At 62.5% G+C, this 14467-nt stretch carries 10 protein-coding genes; 7 read left to right on the top strand and 3 right to left on the bottom strand.

From position 1 onward, the window contains the following. Window positions 1-86: 86 nt before the first annotated feature. The 3 genes from M1D34_RS17475 to M1D34_RS17485 all read right to left on the bottom strand — a co-directional run bounded on the left by M1D34_RS17475 (window position 87) and on the right by M1D34_RS17485 (window position 3659). Window positions 87-1361 (bottom strand): ABC transporter substrate-binding protein, encoded by a 1275-nt coding sequence (locus M1D34_RS17475; RefSeq protein WP_498783212.1) that lies wholly within the window; start codon window positions 1359-1361, stop codon window positions 87-89. A 206-nt stretch (window positions 1362-1567) separates the two neighbouring features. Beyond that, entirely contained in the window at window positions 1568-2647 is a 1080-nt protein-coding gene (locus M1D34_RS17480) for a LacI family DNA-binding transcriptional regulator (RefSeq protein ID WP_013850253.1), read from the bottom strand. 70 nt (window positions 2648-2717) lie between these two features. Continuing rightward, window positions 2718-3659 carry an AraC family transcriptional regulator gene (locus M1D34_RS17485; RefSeq protein WP_013850254.1) on the bottom strand — a complete coding sequence of 314 codons (942 nt, stop codon included), beginning with the start codon at window positions 3657-3659 and terminating at the stop codon, window positions 2718-2720. A 195-nt stretch (window positions 3660-3854) separates the two neighbouring features. Here M1D34_RS17485 and M1D34_RS17490 point away from each other — a divergent pair, with 195 nt between their 5' ends. The 7 genes from M1D34_RS17490 (at window position 3855) to M1D34_RS17520 (ending at window position 14334) form a co-directional block, all read left to right on the top strand. After that, window positions 3855-5327, top strand: a complete 1473-nt coding sequence (locus tag M1D34_RS17490; protein WP_498783215.1) for an alpha-glucosidase/alpha-galactosidase — start codon at window positions 3855-3857, stop codon at window positions 5325-5327. A 221-nt stretch (window positions 5328-5548) separates the two neighbouring features. Continuing rightward, window positions 5549-6712 carry an IS4-like element ISRm16 family transposase gene (locus M1D34_RS17495; protein WP_498779691.1) on the top strand — a complete coding sequence of 388 codons (1164 nt, stop codon included), beginning with the start codon at window positions 5549-5551 and terminating at the stop codon, window positions 6710-6712. 210 nt (window positions 6713-6922) lie between these two features. Beyond that, a complete protein-coding gene (locus M1D34_RS17500; RefSeq protein ID WP_498783217.1) occupies window positions 6923-9004 on the top strand; it encodes an ABC transporter substrate-binding protein in 2082 nt (693 codons plus the stop codon). 116 nt (window positions 9005-9120) lie between these two features. Beyond that, entirely contained in the window at window positions 9121-10134 is a 1014-nt protein-coding gene (locus M1D34_RS17505; protein ID WP_003527990.1) for an ABC transporter permease, read from the top strand. After that, window positions 10131-11258 carry an ABC transporter permease gene (locus tag M1D34_RS17510; protein ID WP_003527991.1) on the top strand — a complete coding sequence of 376 codons (1128 nt, stop codon included), beginning with the start codon at window positions 10131-10133 and terminating at the stop codon, window positions 11256-11258. The genes M1D34_RS17505 and M1D34_RS17510 overlap by 4 nt, the downstream gene beginning before the upstream one ends. A gap of 11 nt (window positions 11259-11269) precedes the next feature. Further along, window positions 11270-12940 (top strand): ABC transporter ATP-binding protein, encoded by a 1671-nt coding sequence (locus M1D34_RS17515; RefSeq protein WP_027991404.1) that lies wholly within the window; start codon window positions 11270-11272, stop codon window positions 12938-12940. 20 nt (window positions 12941-12960) lie between these two features. Beyond that, window positions 12961-14334, top strand: coding sequence for an alpha-glucosidase/alpha-galactosidase (locus M1D34_RS17520; RefSeq protein ID WP_498783220.1), 1374 nt, complete (start codon window positions 12961-12963; stop codon window positions 14332-14334). Window positions 14335-14467 lie beyond the last annotated feature (133 nt).

The following is a 14467-nucleotide window of genomic DNA, read 5'->3' on the forward strand; positions in this document are numbered from 1 at the left end:
TCCTGGAAGGCCGGACAGCCGGAAATTGGCCGCGGCAAGAGCCGCGGCCGGAAACGGCGGGCGCATGCCCGCCGCCATCCACCGCATCACTGGATCTGTGCGCTGACCTCGGCCTCGATCGCCTGCAGCACCTCGTCGACCGGTGTTCCCTGCGTCACGGCCGGGAGTTGCGCAGTGACGGCGAGATCCGCCTCGTTGGTGAAGATGCCGTAATTGACCGAGGGGACTTTCGCCAGCCAGTCGGAGAAGTTCTGCCAGACCTTCTCGCCGCCGAAGAAGGGGTCGGCTGCCTCATAGGCTGCGCCGCCGCGGGCGGCGAGCAGCGAGCCGACTGCACCCCGGTCCTGCAGGATCTTCTGATAGAAATCGATGTCCTTGGCGTAGATCTCGTTCAGGAAGTCGATGGCTTCCGCCTTTTCTTCGGAGCTTTCGAGCACGTACCAGCTCGAGCCGCCGAGATTGGAGGCATGGGTCGCGCCTTCGATCGAGAGCGCCGGGATGGGTGCTACTCCCCAGTTGCCGGACTGGTCCGGCTGCGCCTTGACGGTGCCGGTGATCCAGACGCCCGTGACGACGGTCGCGACGTCGCCGGAGGTAAAGGTGCCCACCCAGTCGGACCAGCCGTTGGCGGGCTTGTAGATATTCGCCTGCATGATCTTGCCGATGGTTTCGAGCGCCGCCTTCAACGCCGCATTGCCGGCGATGTTCGGCTTGCCTTCCTTGTCGAAATACCATTGCCCGGCCGATTGCATGATGATGCGCACGAGACCGGCGTCGTTCGGGTCGAGGCCCATCATCTTCTTGCCGGTCTTCTCCTCGACCTGCTTTCCGATCTCGATGAAGCGGTCCCAGGTGAGATCCTGCATGTCTTCCGGCTTGAAGCCGGCGGCTTCCAGATAATCCTTGCGGTAATAAAGACCCGTGACGCCGGAATCGAAAGGCATTCCGTAGACCTGCCCGTCGAGGGTCATGAGCTCGACCTTGTAGGGGGCGAAACCCGAATGATCGACGGTGCCGGACAGAGGTGCGAAGGCGCCCGGGAAGGATTGAAGATATTTCTGAGCGCCGTAATCCTCGATAAGCACGATGTCGGGGAGCGCGTCGGCGGTGCCTGACGAAAGCCCGGTCTGCAGCTTCTGCTCGACGTCGAGCTTGGCGAAATCGACGATGTTGAAGGTGACGTCCGGATGCGTTTTCGTATAGCGGGCGCCCGCCTCCTTCATGATCGCGACGTTGAAATTCGGGTCCCAGCACCAGATGGTGATTTCCGTGGCCTGCGCCGCGGTCACCCCCAGGAAGCTTGCGCCCGCGAGAGCCAGCCCGGCGATACGCGGCAGATAGGCACGCGTCTGAATGTCCATTGTTCCCTCCCGAAATCGTGTTCCCCGAGACAGTCCTCTCTGTCCCGGCGGGAGTATTTCTCAAAACTCGGGTAGACGCAATTATTTTCAGTAAATTTTTACTTTGCGCTTGCGACGAGTGCATTTGAAACACGTTTAACGATCCAGACGCCAGGTCTGGCCACGCGCAACCTGGCGGATTTCGCCACGCAACGCTCGAGTTGATTTCACCCTGGGACCTTTAGAACCGCGTCCGCCGATACGATATCATCTGCCTTGTTCGCGGTCTCGGCCGGTGCCGGCGTGCTGCCGCGCCAGACGATTTCCGTGCCGAAAACCACCTTCTTGGCGACCTCGCGGCCCGAAAGCCGCTCGAGCAGCAGGTCGACGGCGGTTTCGCCGATCAGTTCCGCCGGGATCTTCACCGTGGAAAGCGGCGGCCCGAGAAACTGCGCGACCGGGATGTCGTTGAAGCTGGCGACCGCGATATCTTCGGGAATCCTGAGCCCCATCTCGTGGATGGCCCTGTAGGCGCCGAGCGCCATATTGTCGTTGCAGGTGATGAGGATCTTCGGCGGATTGGGCTTCGACAGCATCGCCTTGGCAAGCTTGTAGCCGCTGTCCGGCGTCATCGGCTCGACCATGCACAATTCCGGATCATAAAGCCCGGCCCTGGTCATCCAGTCGATATAGGTGCGGCAACGGCGCTCCGAATGGATGTTGTCGGGCCCGTAGAAAGCGTCGATCCAGCCGATGAAGCCGATGCGCCGGTAGCCCATGGCATGCACCGCCTCCAGGAGCCGGGTCATGGCCAGCGAGACGTCGCTGAGCACGGTGTCTTCCATGTCTCCGGCGGGTGCGTAATCGGCAAAGACGAGGTGGCGGCTGTGGCGGCGCAGCCATTCGAGCTCATCGCCGTAATAGTGGCCGACGGCCACCACGCCCGAGGCGCCCTCCAGGATCGTCGCTTCCGGAGGGTTGCCGGTGAGAAAGACCTTGACGACTTCGCTCTTCAGCGCCTGGCAGCGGCTCTCGATGCCAAGCCGGACGCCGACATAATAGGGATCGGCGAGTTCCTGGGCGGGATCGAGGAAGTGCACGAGCGCGATCTTCAGCCCGACGCCGACCGCTTGTGCGGCGGCACGACTGCGATTGCGTGGCGTCGCATAGTTGAGCGCTTCCGCCGTTTCGATAATCGCCTGGCGTTTCCTGGTGGAGATAGACAGTGTCGGATCGTAGTTGAGGACGCGCGAGACGGTTGCCGACGATACGCCGACGGCCGACGCGATTTCCTTGATTGTGACCATTCGGTTCCATCCGTCCTTCTGCCGTGCCGCGCTGGAGTATTCCGTTTAGTAAATTTTTATCGCGGCTTTTTCAATCGCAAGCCGCAGCCAACGTGGTCACGGATTCGTTGGTCCTCGCATTGCGGCCCGTGGCAGGTACGCTCGCATACATGCCGGTGGTGCGGAACTCGGTCGGGCTCGCGCCGAAGACGCGGCGGAATACCTTGGCGAAATAGTTGGGGTCCTCGAAGCCGGACAGGATGGCGACTTCCTTGACCGGCAGATCCGCGGTCTTGGTCAGCAGCTTTACGGCCCTCTGCAGGCGCTTCTGCAGCACGAATTCCGCCGGCGGCATGCCTTCGCTGGCGGCGAAGGCCCGGGAGAAATGGGCGCGGCTCAGGCCCGAAATGCGCGCGAGCTCCTCGACCGGAAGTGGCTTGTCGAGATTGCCCAGGATGTGATCGATCACGTGCTGCATCTTCCGGTATTCTTCACTAAGGACCGGATGCGATCCGAAGACATCGTCATAGAGCGCCATCGCCGCCTCATAGGCGATCGCCGAGGCGCTGCCCGGTGTCTCGCCGCCGGCGATGAGGCGCAGGCTGCAGTCGGCAAGATGTTCCACGGTATCCGGCTGCAACCTTATGATGGGACCGGTGACGGCGAGAATGGCGCGGTGGATCCTCAGCGCTTCCTCGCCGTTCATGGAGATCCAGAAGAATTCCCAGCGCCCGCCTTCCTCCAGCCAATAGCGGTGATTGTGGGGGACGAGCAGGAGCAGCGTCTCGCCCGGACGCACGCGGTGGGTGCGGTTTTCATATCGCAGGTTGCCGGCGCCGCCGATCGTGTGCTGCAGGACGGTGAAGGGCGTTTGACCGCGCTTGCGGCCGTCCCAATCGTAGCTTGCATCGGTCCTGATCTCGTAGCCGGTACTCGTCGGCATCGTGTGCAGGCTCTGGCGTCCCCGCGGCAGTGAGACCGTCCGCATCGCCGGTCCCCGATCGGTCAGTTGCCGCAGCACAGAATTACCCATGAAAGCACAATACCTCTCTAGTCGCGCACCCGATTATACACATAATGCCCCCAGATCGCGCAAGACATACGGTTATCGCGGCGTTCGACGATGGGTTGGCGAGGAGGATGCCGCATTGCCGATCCCGGTCAGGCCAATGAACTGATTTTACCCTTTTAGCGCGCAGGTCGCAGTCTGAGGAGGAATAGCACGGCCATGGCCAGCTTCAAGATCGCCATCATCGGCGCCGGCAGCATCGGCTTCACCAAGAAGCTCTTCACCGACATTCTTTCCGTGCCGGAGCTCCGGGACGTCGAGTTCGCGTTGACGGATCTGAGCGAGCACAACCTCGCCATGATCAAGTCTATCCTCGACCGGATCGTCGAGGCGAACGAACTGCCCACGCGGGTGACGGCGACGACCGACCGCCGCAAGGCGCTGGAAGGTGCGCGCTACATCATCAGCTGCGTGCGCGTCGGCGGCCTCGAGGCCTATGCCGACGATATTCGCATTCCATTGAAGTACGGCGTCGACCAATGCGTCGGCGACACGATCTGCGCCGGCGGCATCCTCTACGGCCAGCGCAACATTCCGGTGATCCTGGATTTCTGCAAGGACATCCGCGAGGTGGCTGAGCCCCGCGCCAAGTTCCTCAACTATGCCAACCCGATGGCGATGAACACCTGGGCGGCGATCGAATACGGCAAGGTCGACACGGTCGGTCTCTGCCACGGCGTCCAGCACGGGGCCGAGCAGATCGCCGAGATTCTCGGCGCCAGGGACGGGGAGCTCGACTACATCTGCTCCGGCATCAACCACCAGACATGGTTCGTCGATGTCCGTCTCAACGGCCGCAAGGTCGGCAAGGACGAACTCGTCGCCGCCTTCGAGGCACATCCCATCTTTTCCAAGCAGGAGAAGCTCCGGATCGACGTCTTGAAGCGCTTCGGCGTCTATTCGACCGAAAGCAACGGACATCTGTCCGAATATCTGCCCTGGTACCGCAAGCGTCCGGACGAGATCTCCAGATGGATCGACATGTCGGACTGGATCCACGGGGAGACCGGCGGGTATCTCCGCTATTCGACCGAGACCCGCAACTGGTTCGAGACCGAATATCCGCGCTTCCTCGAAGAGGCGGGCCGGCCGCTGGAAACGATCAGGCGCTCGAACGAACATGCGAGCCGCATCCTCGAAGCGCTCGAGACGGGTCGGGTCTATCGCGGCCACTTCAACGTTAAGAACAACGGCGTGATCACCAACCTGCCGGCAGATGCGATCATCGAATCCCCCGGCTTCGTCGATCGGTTCGGCATCAACATGGTGGCAGGCATCACGTTGCCGGAGGCCTGTGCGGCCACCTGCATCTCGTCGGTCAACGTCCAGCGCATGTCCGTTCATGCGGCGATCACCGGCGACATCGATCTCCTGAAGCTCGCCGTGCTGCACGACCCGCTGGTCGGCGCCATCTGCACGCCGGAGGAAGTCTGGCAGATGGTCGACGAAATGGTGGTCGCGCAGGCCAAATGGCTGCCGCAATATGCCCATGCAATCGACGCGGCCAAGGAAAGGCTCGCCCGCGCCACGGTCGCCACCCGGGAGTGGAAGGGCGCCGCGCGTCGCGAGGTGCGCTCGATCGAGGAGATCCGCGCGGAGAAGGAAGCGGCGAAGCTGCGCGCTGCGGGGTAGAGAGTGGCTACCTCTGCCCGGAATTGCCCCTCACCCTAACCCTCTCCCCGCAGGCGGGGAGAGGGGACTTAGGCGGGCGCTGCGAGTCTCCTTCTCCCCGCTGGCGCAGGGCTGTCCGGGGAAAGTTCCGGGTGAATCGAAATGTCGCAGGCGCATGCCCCGTCAGACGGCGTTTTTCCGTCTATTTTCTGGTTGTCGAGACTCAGAAAAGGAGACGGAGCATGCGGTTCACCCCTAGCATTTTCGCCCAGCTGCTGAAAGCGATTGATCGCCGCAGCTTTCAGGCGATTGTGGATCGTCATGCCGGGGATGCCTACGACAAGTGCTTTACCAGCTGGGATCATCTGGTGGCACTGATCTATGCCCAGTTGAGCGCCACGACCAGCCTGCGCGGGTTGGAGGCGAGCTTCAACGCCAACAGTCAGCATCATTACCATCTCGGCAGTGGCCGGCTGATGCGCTCGACGCTGTCGGACGCCAACCGCCGCCGCCCGGTCGCCGTCTTCGCCGAGACCTTCGCGCTTCTGGCCGGTCAGCTCGACCGGCAGACGCGCCGGGAGGGCACCAAGATGCTGCGGCTGATCGATTCGACCCCGATCCCGCTGGGTAAGCTGTACGATTGGGCCAAGTCGAACGGCCGCATCCGCGGCATGAAGCTGCATGTCGTCTATGATCCCAAGGCCGATTGTCCAGGCATCCTCGACATCACCGACGCCAACGTCAACGACGCCCAGATCGGCCGCACGATCACCATCGAAAAGGGCGCAACCTATGTCTTCGACAAGGGCTACTGCCATTACGGCTGGTGGACGGCGATCGCCGAAGCCGGCGCCAGTTTCGTCACCCGGCCGAAGACCAACATGGGACTGGCTTTGGTCGCTGAACGCCCCGTTGAGCAACCTCAAGGCGATGGCTTCCTGGTCCTCGAAGACAGCCAGGTCAGCCTCGCCAGCAAGGGCGATTCCAAGCTGCCGATCGGCTTGCGCCGGGTAATCGTCAAGCGCCAGGACGGCGATACGATCACGCTTCTGACCAACGACCTCGAGCGCTCCGCCGTCGAGATCGGCCAGCTCTATAAGGATCGCTGGCAGATCGAGCTTCTGTTCCGCTGGATCAAACAGCACCTCAAGATCCGCAAGTTCCTCGGCAACAACGACAACGCCATCCGCCTGCAGATCTTCGCGGCGATGATCGCCTATGCACTGTTGCGCATCGCCGCCCGCCTCGCCCGCGTCCCTCTACCGATCCTGCGCTTCACCGACCTCGTCACCCAGTGCCTGTTCCAGCGCAAAAGCATCGCCGAAATCCACAAGCCGCCGCAGGTCAATCCAAGCCGACCAAAACCCCGGACCATCCCAAACCAAATGGTCTTCCACTATGCATGAATTTTCCCCGGACAGCCCTGCCGCTGGCGGGGAGAAGGTGGCCGGCAGGCCGGATGAGGGGCAATCCCCGGTCGGGGCGGATAGCAGGGCAAATCGCCCGCAATTGAGATGACGCGCGAGGTCACCTGCGTGAGGAGACACGGGTGCCACGAAGGAAGAGGAGCGCCGGCCGCCCCGGTTCGGCGAAGACAGGAGGGAGAACCTGGGACAATGAAAACGCATCGACTGAATATGACCGCGAGCCTGGTGATCGGCATATCTGCCTTTGCCGTGCAGGCCTTCGCATCCGAGCCGACCGTGGTGCCCGAGCAGCCGCCCTTTCCGGCACAGGGCAAGATCACCTATGTGTCGCGCGATTCCATTCTCGAGTTCAAGGCGCTGACCGAATACAGGGAGCCCGAATGGGTCACGGAGAAATTCGTCAAGGCCGGCAAGCTGCCGCCGGTGGCCGAGCGGCTTCCGAAGGAGCCGATGGTTTTCAAGGCCGGCAACATGCCGGACGGCATGGGCGTCTATGGCGATGTCATGCGCCACGTCATCGGCGGCCGGCCGGAAGGCTGGAACTACAGCGCCGGCCAGACTCAAGGATGGGGCGGCATCGACATCGGCATGTTCGAGTGCCTGACGCGCACCGCGCCGCTCTTCCAGGTCGAGGCGGACGATATGGAGCCGCTGCCGAATCTGGCGAAAAGCTGGGACTGGTCGGAGGACGGCCGCAAGCTGACCATGCATCTGATCGAGGGCGCGAAATGGTCGGACGGCGATCCCTTCGACGCCGACGACGTCATGTTCTACTGGGAGGACAATGTCCTCGACTCGAGCGTTTCGCCGTTGAACGGCGCGACGCCCGAAACCTTCGGCGAGGGCACGACGCTCAAGAAGATCGACCAGTATACGGTCGAATGGACCTTCAAGGAGGCCTTCCCGCGCCAGCATCTTTTCGCAATGGCCTACGGTACCTTCTGCCCCGGCCCGTCGCATATCCTCAAGACCAAGCATCCGAAATATGCCGGCACGACCTATAACGAATACAAGAACGGCTTCCCCGCCGAATATATGAACCTTCCGGTGATGGGTGCATGGGTGCCGGTCGCCTATCGTCCTGACGACATCATCGTGCTGCGCCGCAATCCTTATTACTGGAAGGTCGACGAGGCCGGCAATCAGTTGCCCTACCTCAACGAGCTCCACTACAAGCTCTCGACCTGGGCCGACCGCGACGTGCAGGCGATCGCGGGTTCGGGCGATATCTCGAACCTCGAACAGCCGGAAAACTTCGTGGAGTCGCTGAAGCGCGCCGCCAATGAGAGCGCCCCGGCGCGGCTCGCCTTCGGCCCGCGCGTCATCGGCTACAACATGCACATGAACTTCTCCGGCAATGGCTGGGGAGACCCGGACGAACGCGCGAAGGCGGTGCGGGAGCTCAACCGCAATCTGGACTTCCGTAAGGCCGTCACCATGGCGGTCGACCGCAAGAAGCTTGGGGAGGCTCTGGTGAAGGGCCCTTTCACGGCGATCTATCCGGGCGGGCTTTCCTCCGGCACGAGCTTCTACGACCGGAACTCCACCATCTACTACCCTCACGATCTCGAAGGCGCCAAGGTGCTTCTCGAAAAGGTGGGGCTCAAGGACACGGACGGCAACGGCTTCGTCAATTTCCCGGCCGGCAAGCTTGGCGGCCGCGACGTCGAAATCGTGCTGCTCGTCAATTCCGACTACAGCACCGACCGTAATCTTGCCGAAGGCATGGTTGGGCAGATGGAGAAGCTCGGGCTCCGGGTCGTCCTCAATGCGCTCGACGGCAAGCAGCGCGACGCCGCCAATTATGCCGGACGCTTCGACTGGATGATTCATCGCAACACGGCGGAATTTGCATCCGTGGTGCAGAATACGCCTCAGCTCGCCCCGACCGGCCCGCGCACCAGCTGGCATCACCGCGCTCCGGAAGGCGGCGAAGTCGACGTCATGCCCCACGAACAGGAGCTCGTCGACATCGTCAACAAGTTCATCGCCAGCAACGACAATGACGAGCGAACGGAGCTGATGAAGCAGTACCAGAAGGTGGCCACCACCAATGTCGATACCGTCGGCCTGACGGAGTATCCGGGCGCGCTGATCATCAACAAGCGCTTCTCGAACATTCCTCCTGGCGCGCCGATCTTCATGTTCAACTGGGCGGAAGACACGATCATCCGCGAACGGGTCTTCGTTGCCGCCGACAAGCAGGGCGACTACGAACTCTATCCCGAGCAGCTTCCCGGCAAGCCCGGTGAAAGCGGCCCGATCAACTGAAGCTGAACCGCCTCCGCCGGCTCCGAGGAAAGGAGCCGGCGAGGGTGCAGCCCTTCACGCCGCCGCGAGCCGATGCAGGCATGGCTCTCGCGGAACTCGAGACAGAAGGAAACGGCATGTTCAGATTTCTGCTTGTCCGAATAGCCTCTGCCATTCCGGTGCTGCTCGTCCTGAGCGTGGTGACCTTCGGCATCATCCAGGCACCGCCGGGAGATTACAGCGACTACATCCGCTCGCAGCTCATCAATCAGGGCGGCGCCTCTTTCGAGGAGGCGGATGCCCAGGCGCAGGCCTATCGCAAGGAGCACGGCCTCGATAAGCCGCTGCCGATCCAGTACGTCAACTGGATAACGGGCATCGTGACGCGCGGCGACTTCGGCCACAGCCTCTACTACAACAAGCCGGTAGCCGACGTGGTCGGCGAGCGCCTGCCGCGAACGCTGGCGCTGGCCCTCGTCTGCCACATTCTGGCCTCGGTGATCGGCATCGCCTTCGGCATCATCGCGGCGACCCGACAATATTCCTGGATCGACAGCCTGCTTTCGACGGTATCCTTCCTCGGCATGACGGTGCCGCGCTTCCTCATGGCGCTGATCATCGTCTATATCCTCGTCTTCCATTTCAATGTGAGCGAGATCAACAGCTTCCATTCCGCCCGCTACGGCGGGGCGCCCTGGTCCTGGGACAAGTTCGTCGACCTCATCAAGCATGTCTGGCCGGTCGTGGCGATCGCCACCTTCGGCGGGCTCGCCTACAATATGCGGGTGATGCGCGGCAATCTCCTCGATACGCTGAACGCGCAGTATGTCGAAACGGCACGCGCCAAAGGCCTGAGCGAGGGCGCGGTGGTCATGCGCCATGCGGTGCCGAACGCTTTGCACCCGCTGATCATGTACCAGGGCGTCGTGCTTCCCTACATGCTGACCGGCGAGATCGAGACGGCGATCATCTTCGCGCTGCCGACCGTCGGGCCGGCGATCGTCGGCTCCATGTGGGTGGGCGACGTCTATGTGACGGCGACCTTCATGCTGGTCCTCTCCGCAACGCTGATCGTCGGCAACATCATCGCCGACATGATGCTCGCCGCGCTCGATCCGCGCGTGCGCATGGGAGGGGGGGTATACGCATGACCATCGAAGCCGAAAGCACACTTCCGGTGGCGATCGAGCCCGAGGAAAAGCACCACCACGAGAGCTACTCCGCTCTCGTCTGGCGCCGGTTGAAGCGTTCCTGGACCGGCCTGCTCGGCCTTGTCCTCGTCTGCCTCCTGATCCTGATGGCGGTCTTCGCCGAGTTCCTGTCGCCCGTCGATCCGAAGGCGACGGACGTAGCCTTCGCTCAGCCGCAGACGATCAGCTTCCGGGACAAGGAGGGGAATTTCGTCTTTCCGCCGAGGAGCTATCCGGTGCGGGAGACGGAGGAGCTCGATCCCGTTACCTTCCAGCCGATCATCGGACCGGATTACGACAATCCGCAGGTCCTCGGCTTCTTCGTCAAGGGCGCACCCTACAGGCTCTTCGGGCTGATCCCGGCTGAGCGGCATCTGTTCGGCGCCGTCGACGGTACGCCGGTGCATCTGCTCGGCACCGACAAGTTCGGCCGCGACGTGCTGTCCCGCATCCTCTACGGCTCGCGCATCTCGCTGATGATCGCGCTCACCGTCGTCTTCATCGTCACCGTGGTCGGGACCACCGTCGGCATGGTGTCCGGCTATTTCGGCGGGCGCTTCGATGCCTGGGTGCAGCGTTTCGTCGAACTTGTGCTCGCCTTCCCGCAATTGCCGCTCTATCTGGCGCTCGCCTCGCTGATCCCGGTCACCGCGCCGACCAATGTCTTCCTCGCCTTCGTCATCATCGTGATGTCGGCGCTCGGCTGGGCGCAGATGTCGCGCGAGGTGCGCGGCAAGACCCTGGCGCTTGCGCGGATCGAATATGTGCGGGCGGCGATCGCCATCGGCGCGACGGACCGGCGCATCATATTCCAGCACATCTTCCCGAATGTGATGAGCCACGTCATCGTCGCGGTGACGCTCGCCATCCCGCATGTGGTGCTGCTCGAGTCCTTCCTTGGTTTCCTCGGCTTTGCGGTCAAGCCGCCGCTGATCTCCTGGGGGCTAATGCTGCAGGACACGGCGAATTATTCCGCGATTGGTTCCTATCCCTGGATTCTCTCGCCCGTCGCCTTCGTGCTCGTCACCGTTTTCGCCTTCAATGCGCTGGGCGACGGCCTGCGCGACGCAATCGACCCCTATTGAGGAGCATGCCGATGGTAACGATCGAAAGCATTGTCCCGGCACCCGAGGAACGGCGCGACCGCGATATGAAGGATGCGAGGCCGGTGATCGATGCCCGAAAGGTGGCGGTATCCTTCAAGGTCGAGAACGGCACGGTCCAGGCGGTGAAGGATGTTTCCTTCCAGCTTTACCGCGGCGAGACGGTGGCGATCGTCGGCGAATCCGGCTCCGGCAAGTCGGTGACCGCGCGCACCGTCATGGGGCTTCTGTCGAAGCGCGCTACGATCGCGCCGCAGGCGCGCATCGAATATGACGGCAGGGACGTGTTGAAATTCTCGAAGAGAGAGCGCCGAGCGCTGCGCGGCGATCGCATCTCGATGATCTTCCAGGAGCCGATGAGCTCGCTGAACCCCGTCTACACGATCGGCAGCCAGATCATCGAGGCGATCCGGGCGCATCGCCGCGTCAGCCGGCGCGCCGCCGCCGAGCGGGCGCTGGAGCTCTTGCGTCATGTCCAGATTCCCGACCCCGAAGCACGGCTCAACCAGTATCCGCATCAGCTTTCCGGCGGCCAGCGTCAGCGCGTGATGATCGCAATGGCGCTTGCCAACGATCCGGACGTGCTGATTGCCGACGAGCCGACGACGGCGCTCGACGTAACGGTGCAGGCGCAGATACTCAACCTCATCCGCAAGCTGCAGCAGGAGCTCGGCATGGCGGTGATCCTGATCACGCATGACCTGACGGTGGTCCGCCAATTCTCCGATTACGTCTATGTCATGCAGCTCGGCGAAGTGAAGGAACACAACACGACCGAGGCGCTGTTTGCCGATCCGCAGCACGCCTATACGCGGCGGCTGCTTTCCTCCGAACCCTCCGGTTCGGCCAATCCGCTGCCGGACGACGCGCCGATCCTGCTCGACGGCCGCAATGTCCGTGTCTCCTTTACCTTGAAGAAAGGCGGGTTCTTCAGGCCGGAATTCAAGGAACTCGTCGCGGTCGACGGGCTCAGCCTCAATCTTCGCCGGCACGAGACGCTCGGGCTCGTCGGCGAGTCCGGTTCCGGCAAGACCACTTTCGGCCAGGCGCTGATCCGGCTTCTCAACACCGATGGCGGCGAGATCTATTTCGAAGGCGAGCCGATCCACGACAAGGACCGCAAGGGCATGCGGCCGCTTCGCTCGAAGATCCAGATCGTCTTTCAGGATCCCTTCTCCTCGCTCAACCCGCGAATGTCGGTTGGCCAGATCATAGAGGAGGGTCTGATCGTCAACGGCATCGGCGAAAACCGAAAGGACAGGCTGAAACGGGTGGAGGACGCGCTTGTCAGCGCCGGCATGCCGTCGAACATCCTTTCGCGCTTCCCGCACGAATTTTCCGGTGGCCAGCGCCAGCGCATCGCGATCGCCCGCGCCGTCGCGCTGGAACCGGAATTCATCCTGCTCGACGAGCCGACCTCGGCGCTCGACCTCTCGGTGCAGGCGCAGATCATCGAACTCCTGCGCCGGCTGCAGGACGAGCGCGGCCTGAGCTATCTCTTCATCTCCCACGACCTGAAAGTCGTGCGCGCGCTCTGCCACCGCGTGGTCGTCATGCAGGACGGCAAGATCGTCGAAGAGGGGCCGGTGAGCGAAATTCTCAACAATCCCAAGACTGCCTACACGGAGCGGCTGGTAAAGGCCGCCTTTGAAGTGGCCGCGTGAGTTCAAACAGAGGCTATCCCATGACGAGACAACCCAGGATTACTTTCATCGGTGCCGGTTCCACCGTTTTCATGAAGAACATCATCGGCGACATATTGCAGCGCCCGGCGCTTTCGGCCGCGACCATCGCCCTGATGGACGTCAACCCCGAGCGGCTCGCCGAAAGCGAGATCGTCGCCGGCAAACTGGCGCGCACACTTGGCGCCGATGCCAGGATCGAAACCCAATTGAACCAGCGCAAGGCTCTGGAAGGAGCGGACTTCGTCGTCGTCGCCTTCCAGATCGGCGGTTACGAGCCCTGCACGGTCACCGACTTCGAAGTGCCTAAGAAATACGGGCTGCGTCAGACGATCGCCGACACGCTGGGCGTCGGCGGCATCATGCGCGGGCTTCGCACCGTGCCGCATCTCTGGAAAATCTGCGAGGACATGCTCGAGGTCTGCCCCGAGGCGATCCTTCTGCAATATGTGAATCCCATGGCGATAAACACCTGGGCGATCGCCGAGAAATATCCGGCGATCAAGCAGGTGGGCCTCTGCCATTCGGTGCAGGGCACGGCCTTCGAGCTTGCCCGGGACCTCGACATTCCACTTGAAGAAATCCGCTACCGCGCCGCCGGCATCAACCACATGGCGTTTTATCTCAAGTTCGAGCACCGCCAGAAGGACGGCAGCTATCGCGATCTCTATCCGGACCTGATCCGCGGCTACCGCGAGGGCCGCTTCCCCAAGCCCAGCCACTGGAACCCGCGCTGCCCCAACAAGGTGCGCTACGAGATGCTGACGCGGCTCGGTTATTTCGTCACCGAGAGCTCGGAGCATTTCGCCGAGTACACGCCCTACTTCATCAAGGACGGGCGCCCCGATCTGATCGAGAAATTCGGCATTCCGCTCGATGAATATCCGAAGCGCTGCGTCGAGCAGATCGAGCGCTGGAAGGGGCAGGCGGCCGCCTTCAAGGAGGCGGAGACGATCGAAGTCGCGGAGAGCCGCGAATATGCCTCCTCGATCATGAATTCGGTCTGGACCGGCGAACCTTCGGTCATCTACGGCAACCTCAGGAACAATGGCTGCATCACCTCGCTGCCGGAAAACTGTGCGGCGGAAGTGCCCTGCCTCGTCGATTCATCCGGTATCCAACCGACCTATATCGGCGCCTTGCCGCCGCAGCTCACGGCCCTGATCCGCACCAACATCAACGTCCAGGAATTGACTGTCCAGGCGCTCGTCACCGAGAACCGCGAGCACCTCTATCACGCGGCGATGATGGATCCGCATACCGCCGCCGAGCTCGATCTCGACCAGATCTGGTCGCTCGTGGACGATCTGCTCGCGGCGCACCGTGACTGGATCCCGGGATGGGCCCGTGTGACGAAGAAGGTAGCGGCCGCCTGATTTCTTCTCCCGGTCAGGCGACCAAACGGCCCCGGAACCGATCGGTTCCGGGGCCGCATTGTTATGCGGACTGGCGCAACCCCCGCACTCGAGATGCTGGGTTTTCGGGGTGAAGACCTAAGACCGGGCGCAA

It is taken from the genome of Ensifer sp. D2-11 (genome assembly GCF_054161295.1).

Bases quoted from the DNA above. Each gene is read 5' to 3' on its own strand.
- M1D34_RS17475 (WP_498783212.1), bottom strand. From the start codon at position 1,361: ATGGACATTCAGACGCGTGCCTATCTGCCGCGTATCGCCGGGCTGGCT.
- M1D34_RS17480 (WP_013850253.1), bottom strand. From the start codon at position 2,647: ATGGTCACAATCAAGGAAATCGCGTCGGCCGTCGGCGTATCGTCGGCA.
- M1D34_RS17485 (WP_013850254.1), bottom strand. From the start codon at position 3,659: ATGGGTAATTCTGTGCTGCGGCAACTGACCGATCGGGGACCGGCGATG.
- M1D34_RS17490 (WP_498783215.1), top strand. From the start codon at position 3,855: ATGGCCAGCTTCAAGATCGCCATCATCGGCGCCGGCAGCATCGGCTTC.
- M1D34_RS17495 (WP_498779691.1), top strand. From the start codon at position 5,549: ATGCGGTTCACCCCTAGCATTTTCGCCCAGCTGCTGAAAGCGATTGAT.
- M1D34_RS17500 (WP_498783217.1), top strand. From the start codon at position 6,923: ATGAAAACGCATCGACTGAATATGACCGCGAGCCTGGTGATCGGCATA.
- M1D34_RS17505 (WP_003527990.1), top strand. From the start codon at position 9,121: ATGTTCAGATTTCTGCTTGTCCGAATAGCCTCTGCCATTCCGGTGCTG.
- M1D34_RS17510 (WP_003527991.1), top strand. From the start codon at position 10,131: ATGACCATCGAAGCCGAAAGCACACTTCCGGTGGCGATCGAGCCCGAG.
- M1D34_RS17515 (WP_027991404.1), top strand. From the start codon at position 11,270: ATGGTAACGATCGAAAGCATTGTCCCGGCACCCGAGGAACGGCGCGAC.
- M1D34_RS17520 (WP_498783220.1), top strand. From the start codon at position 12,961: ATGACGAGACAACCCAGGATTACTTTCATCGGTGCCGGTTCCACCGTT.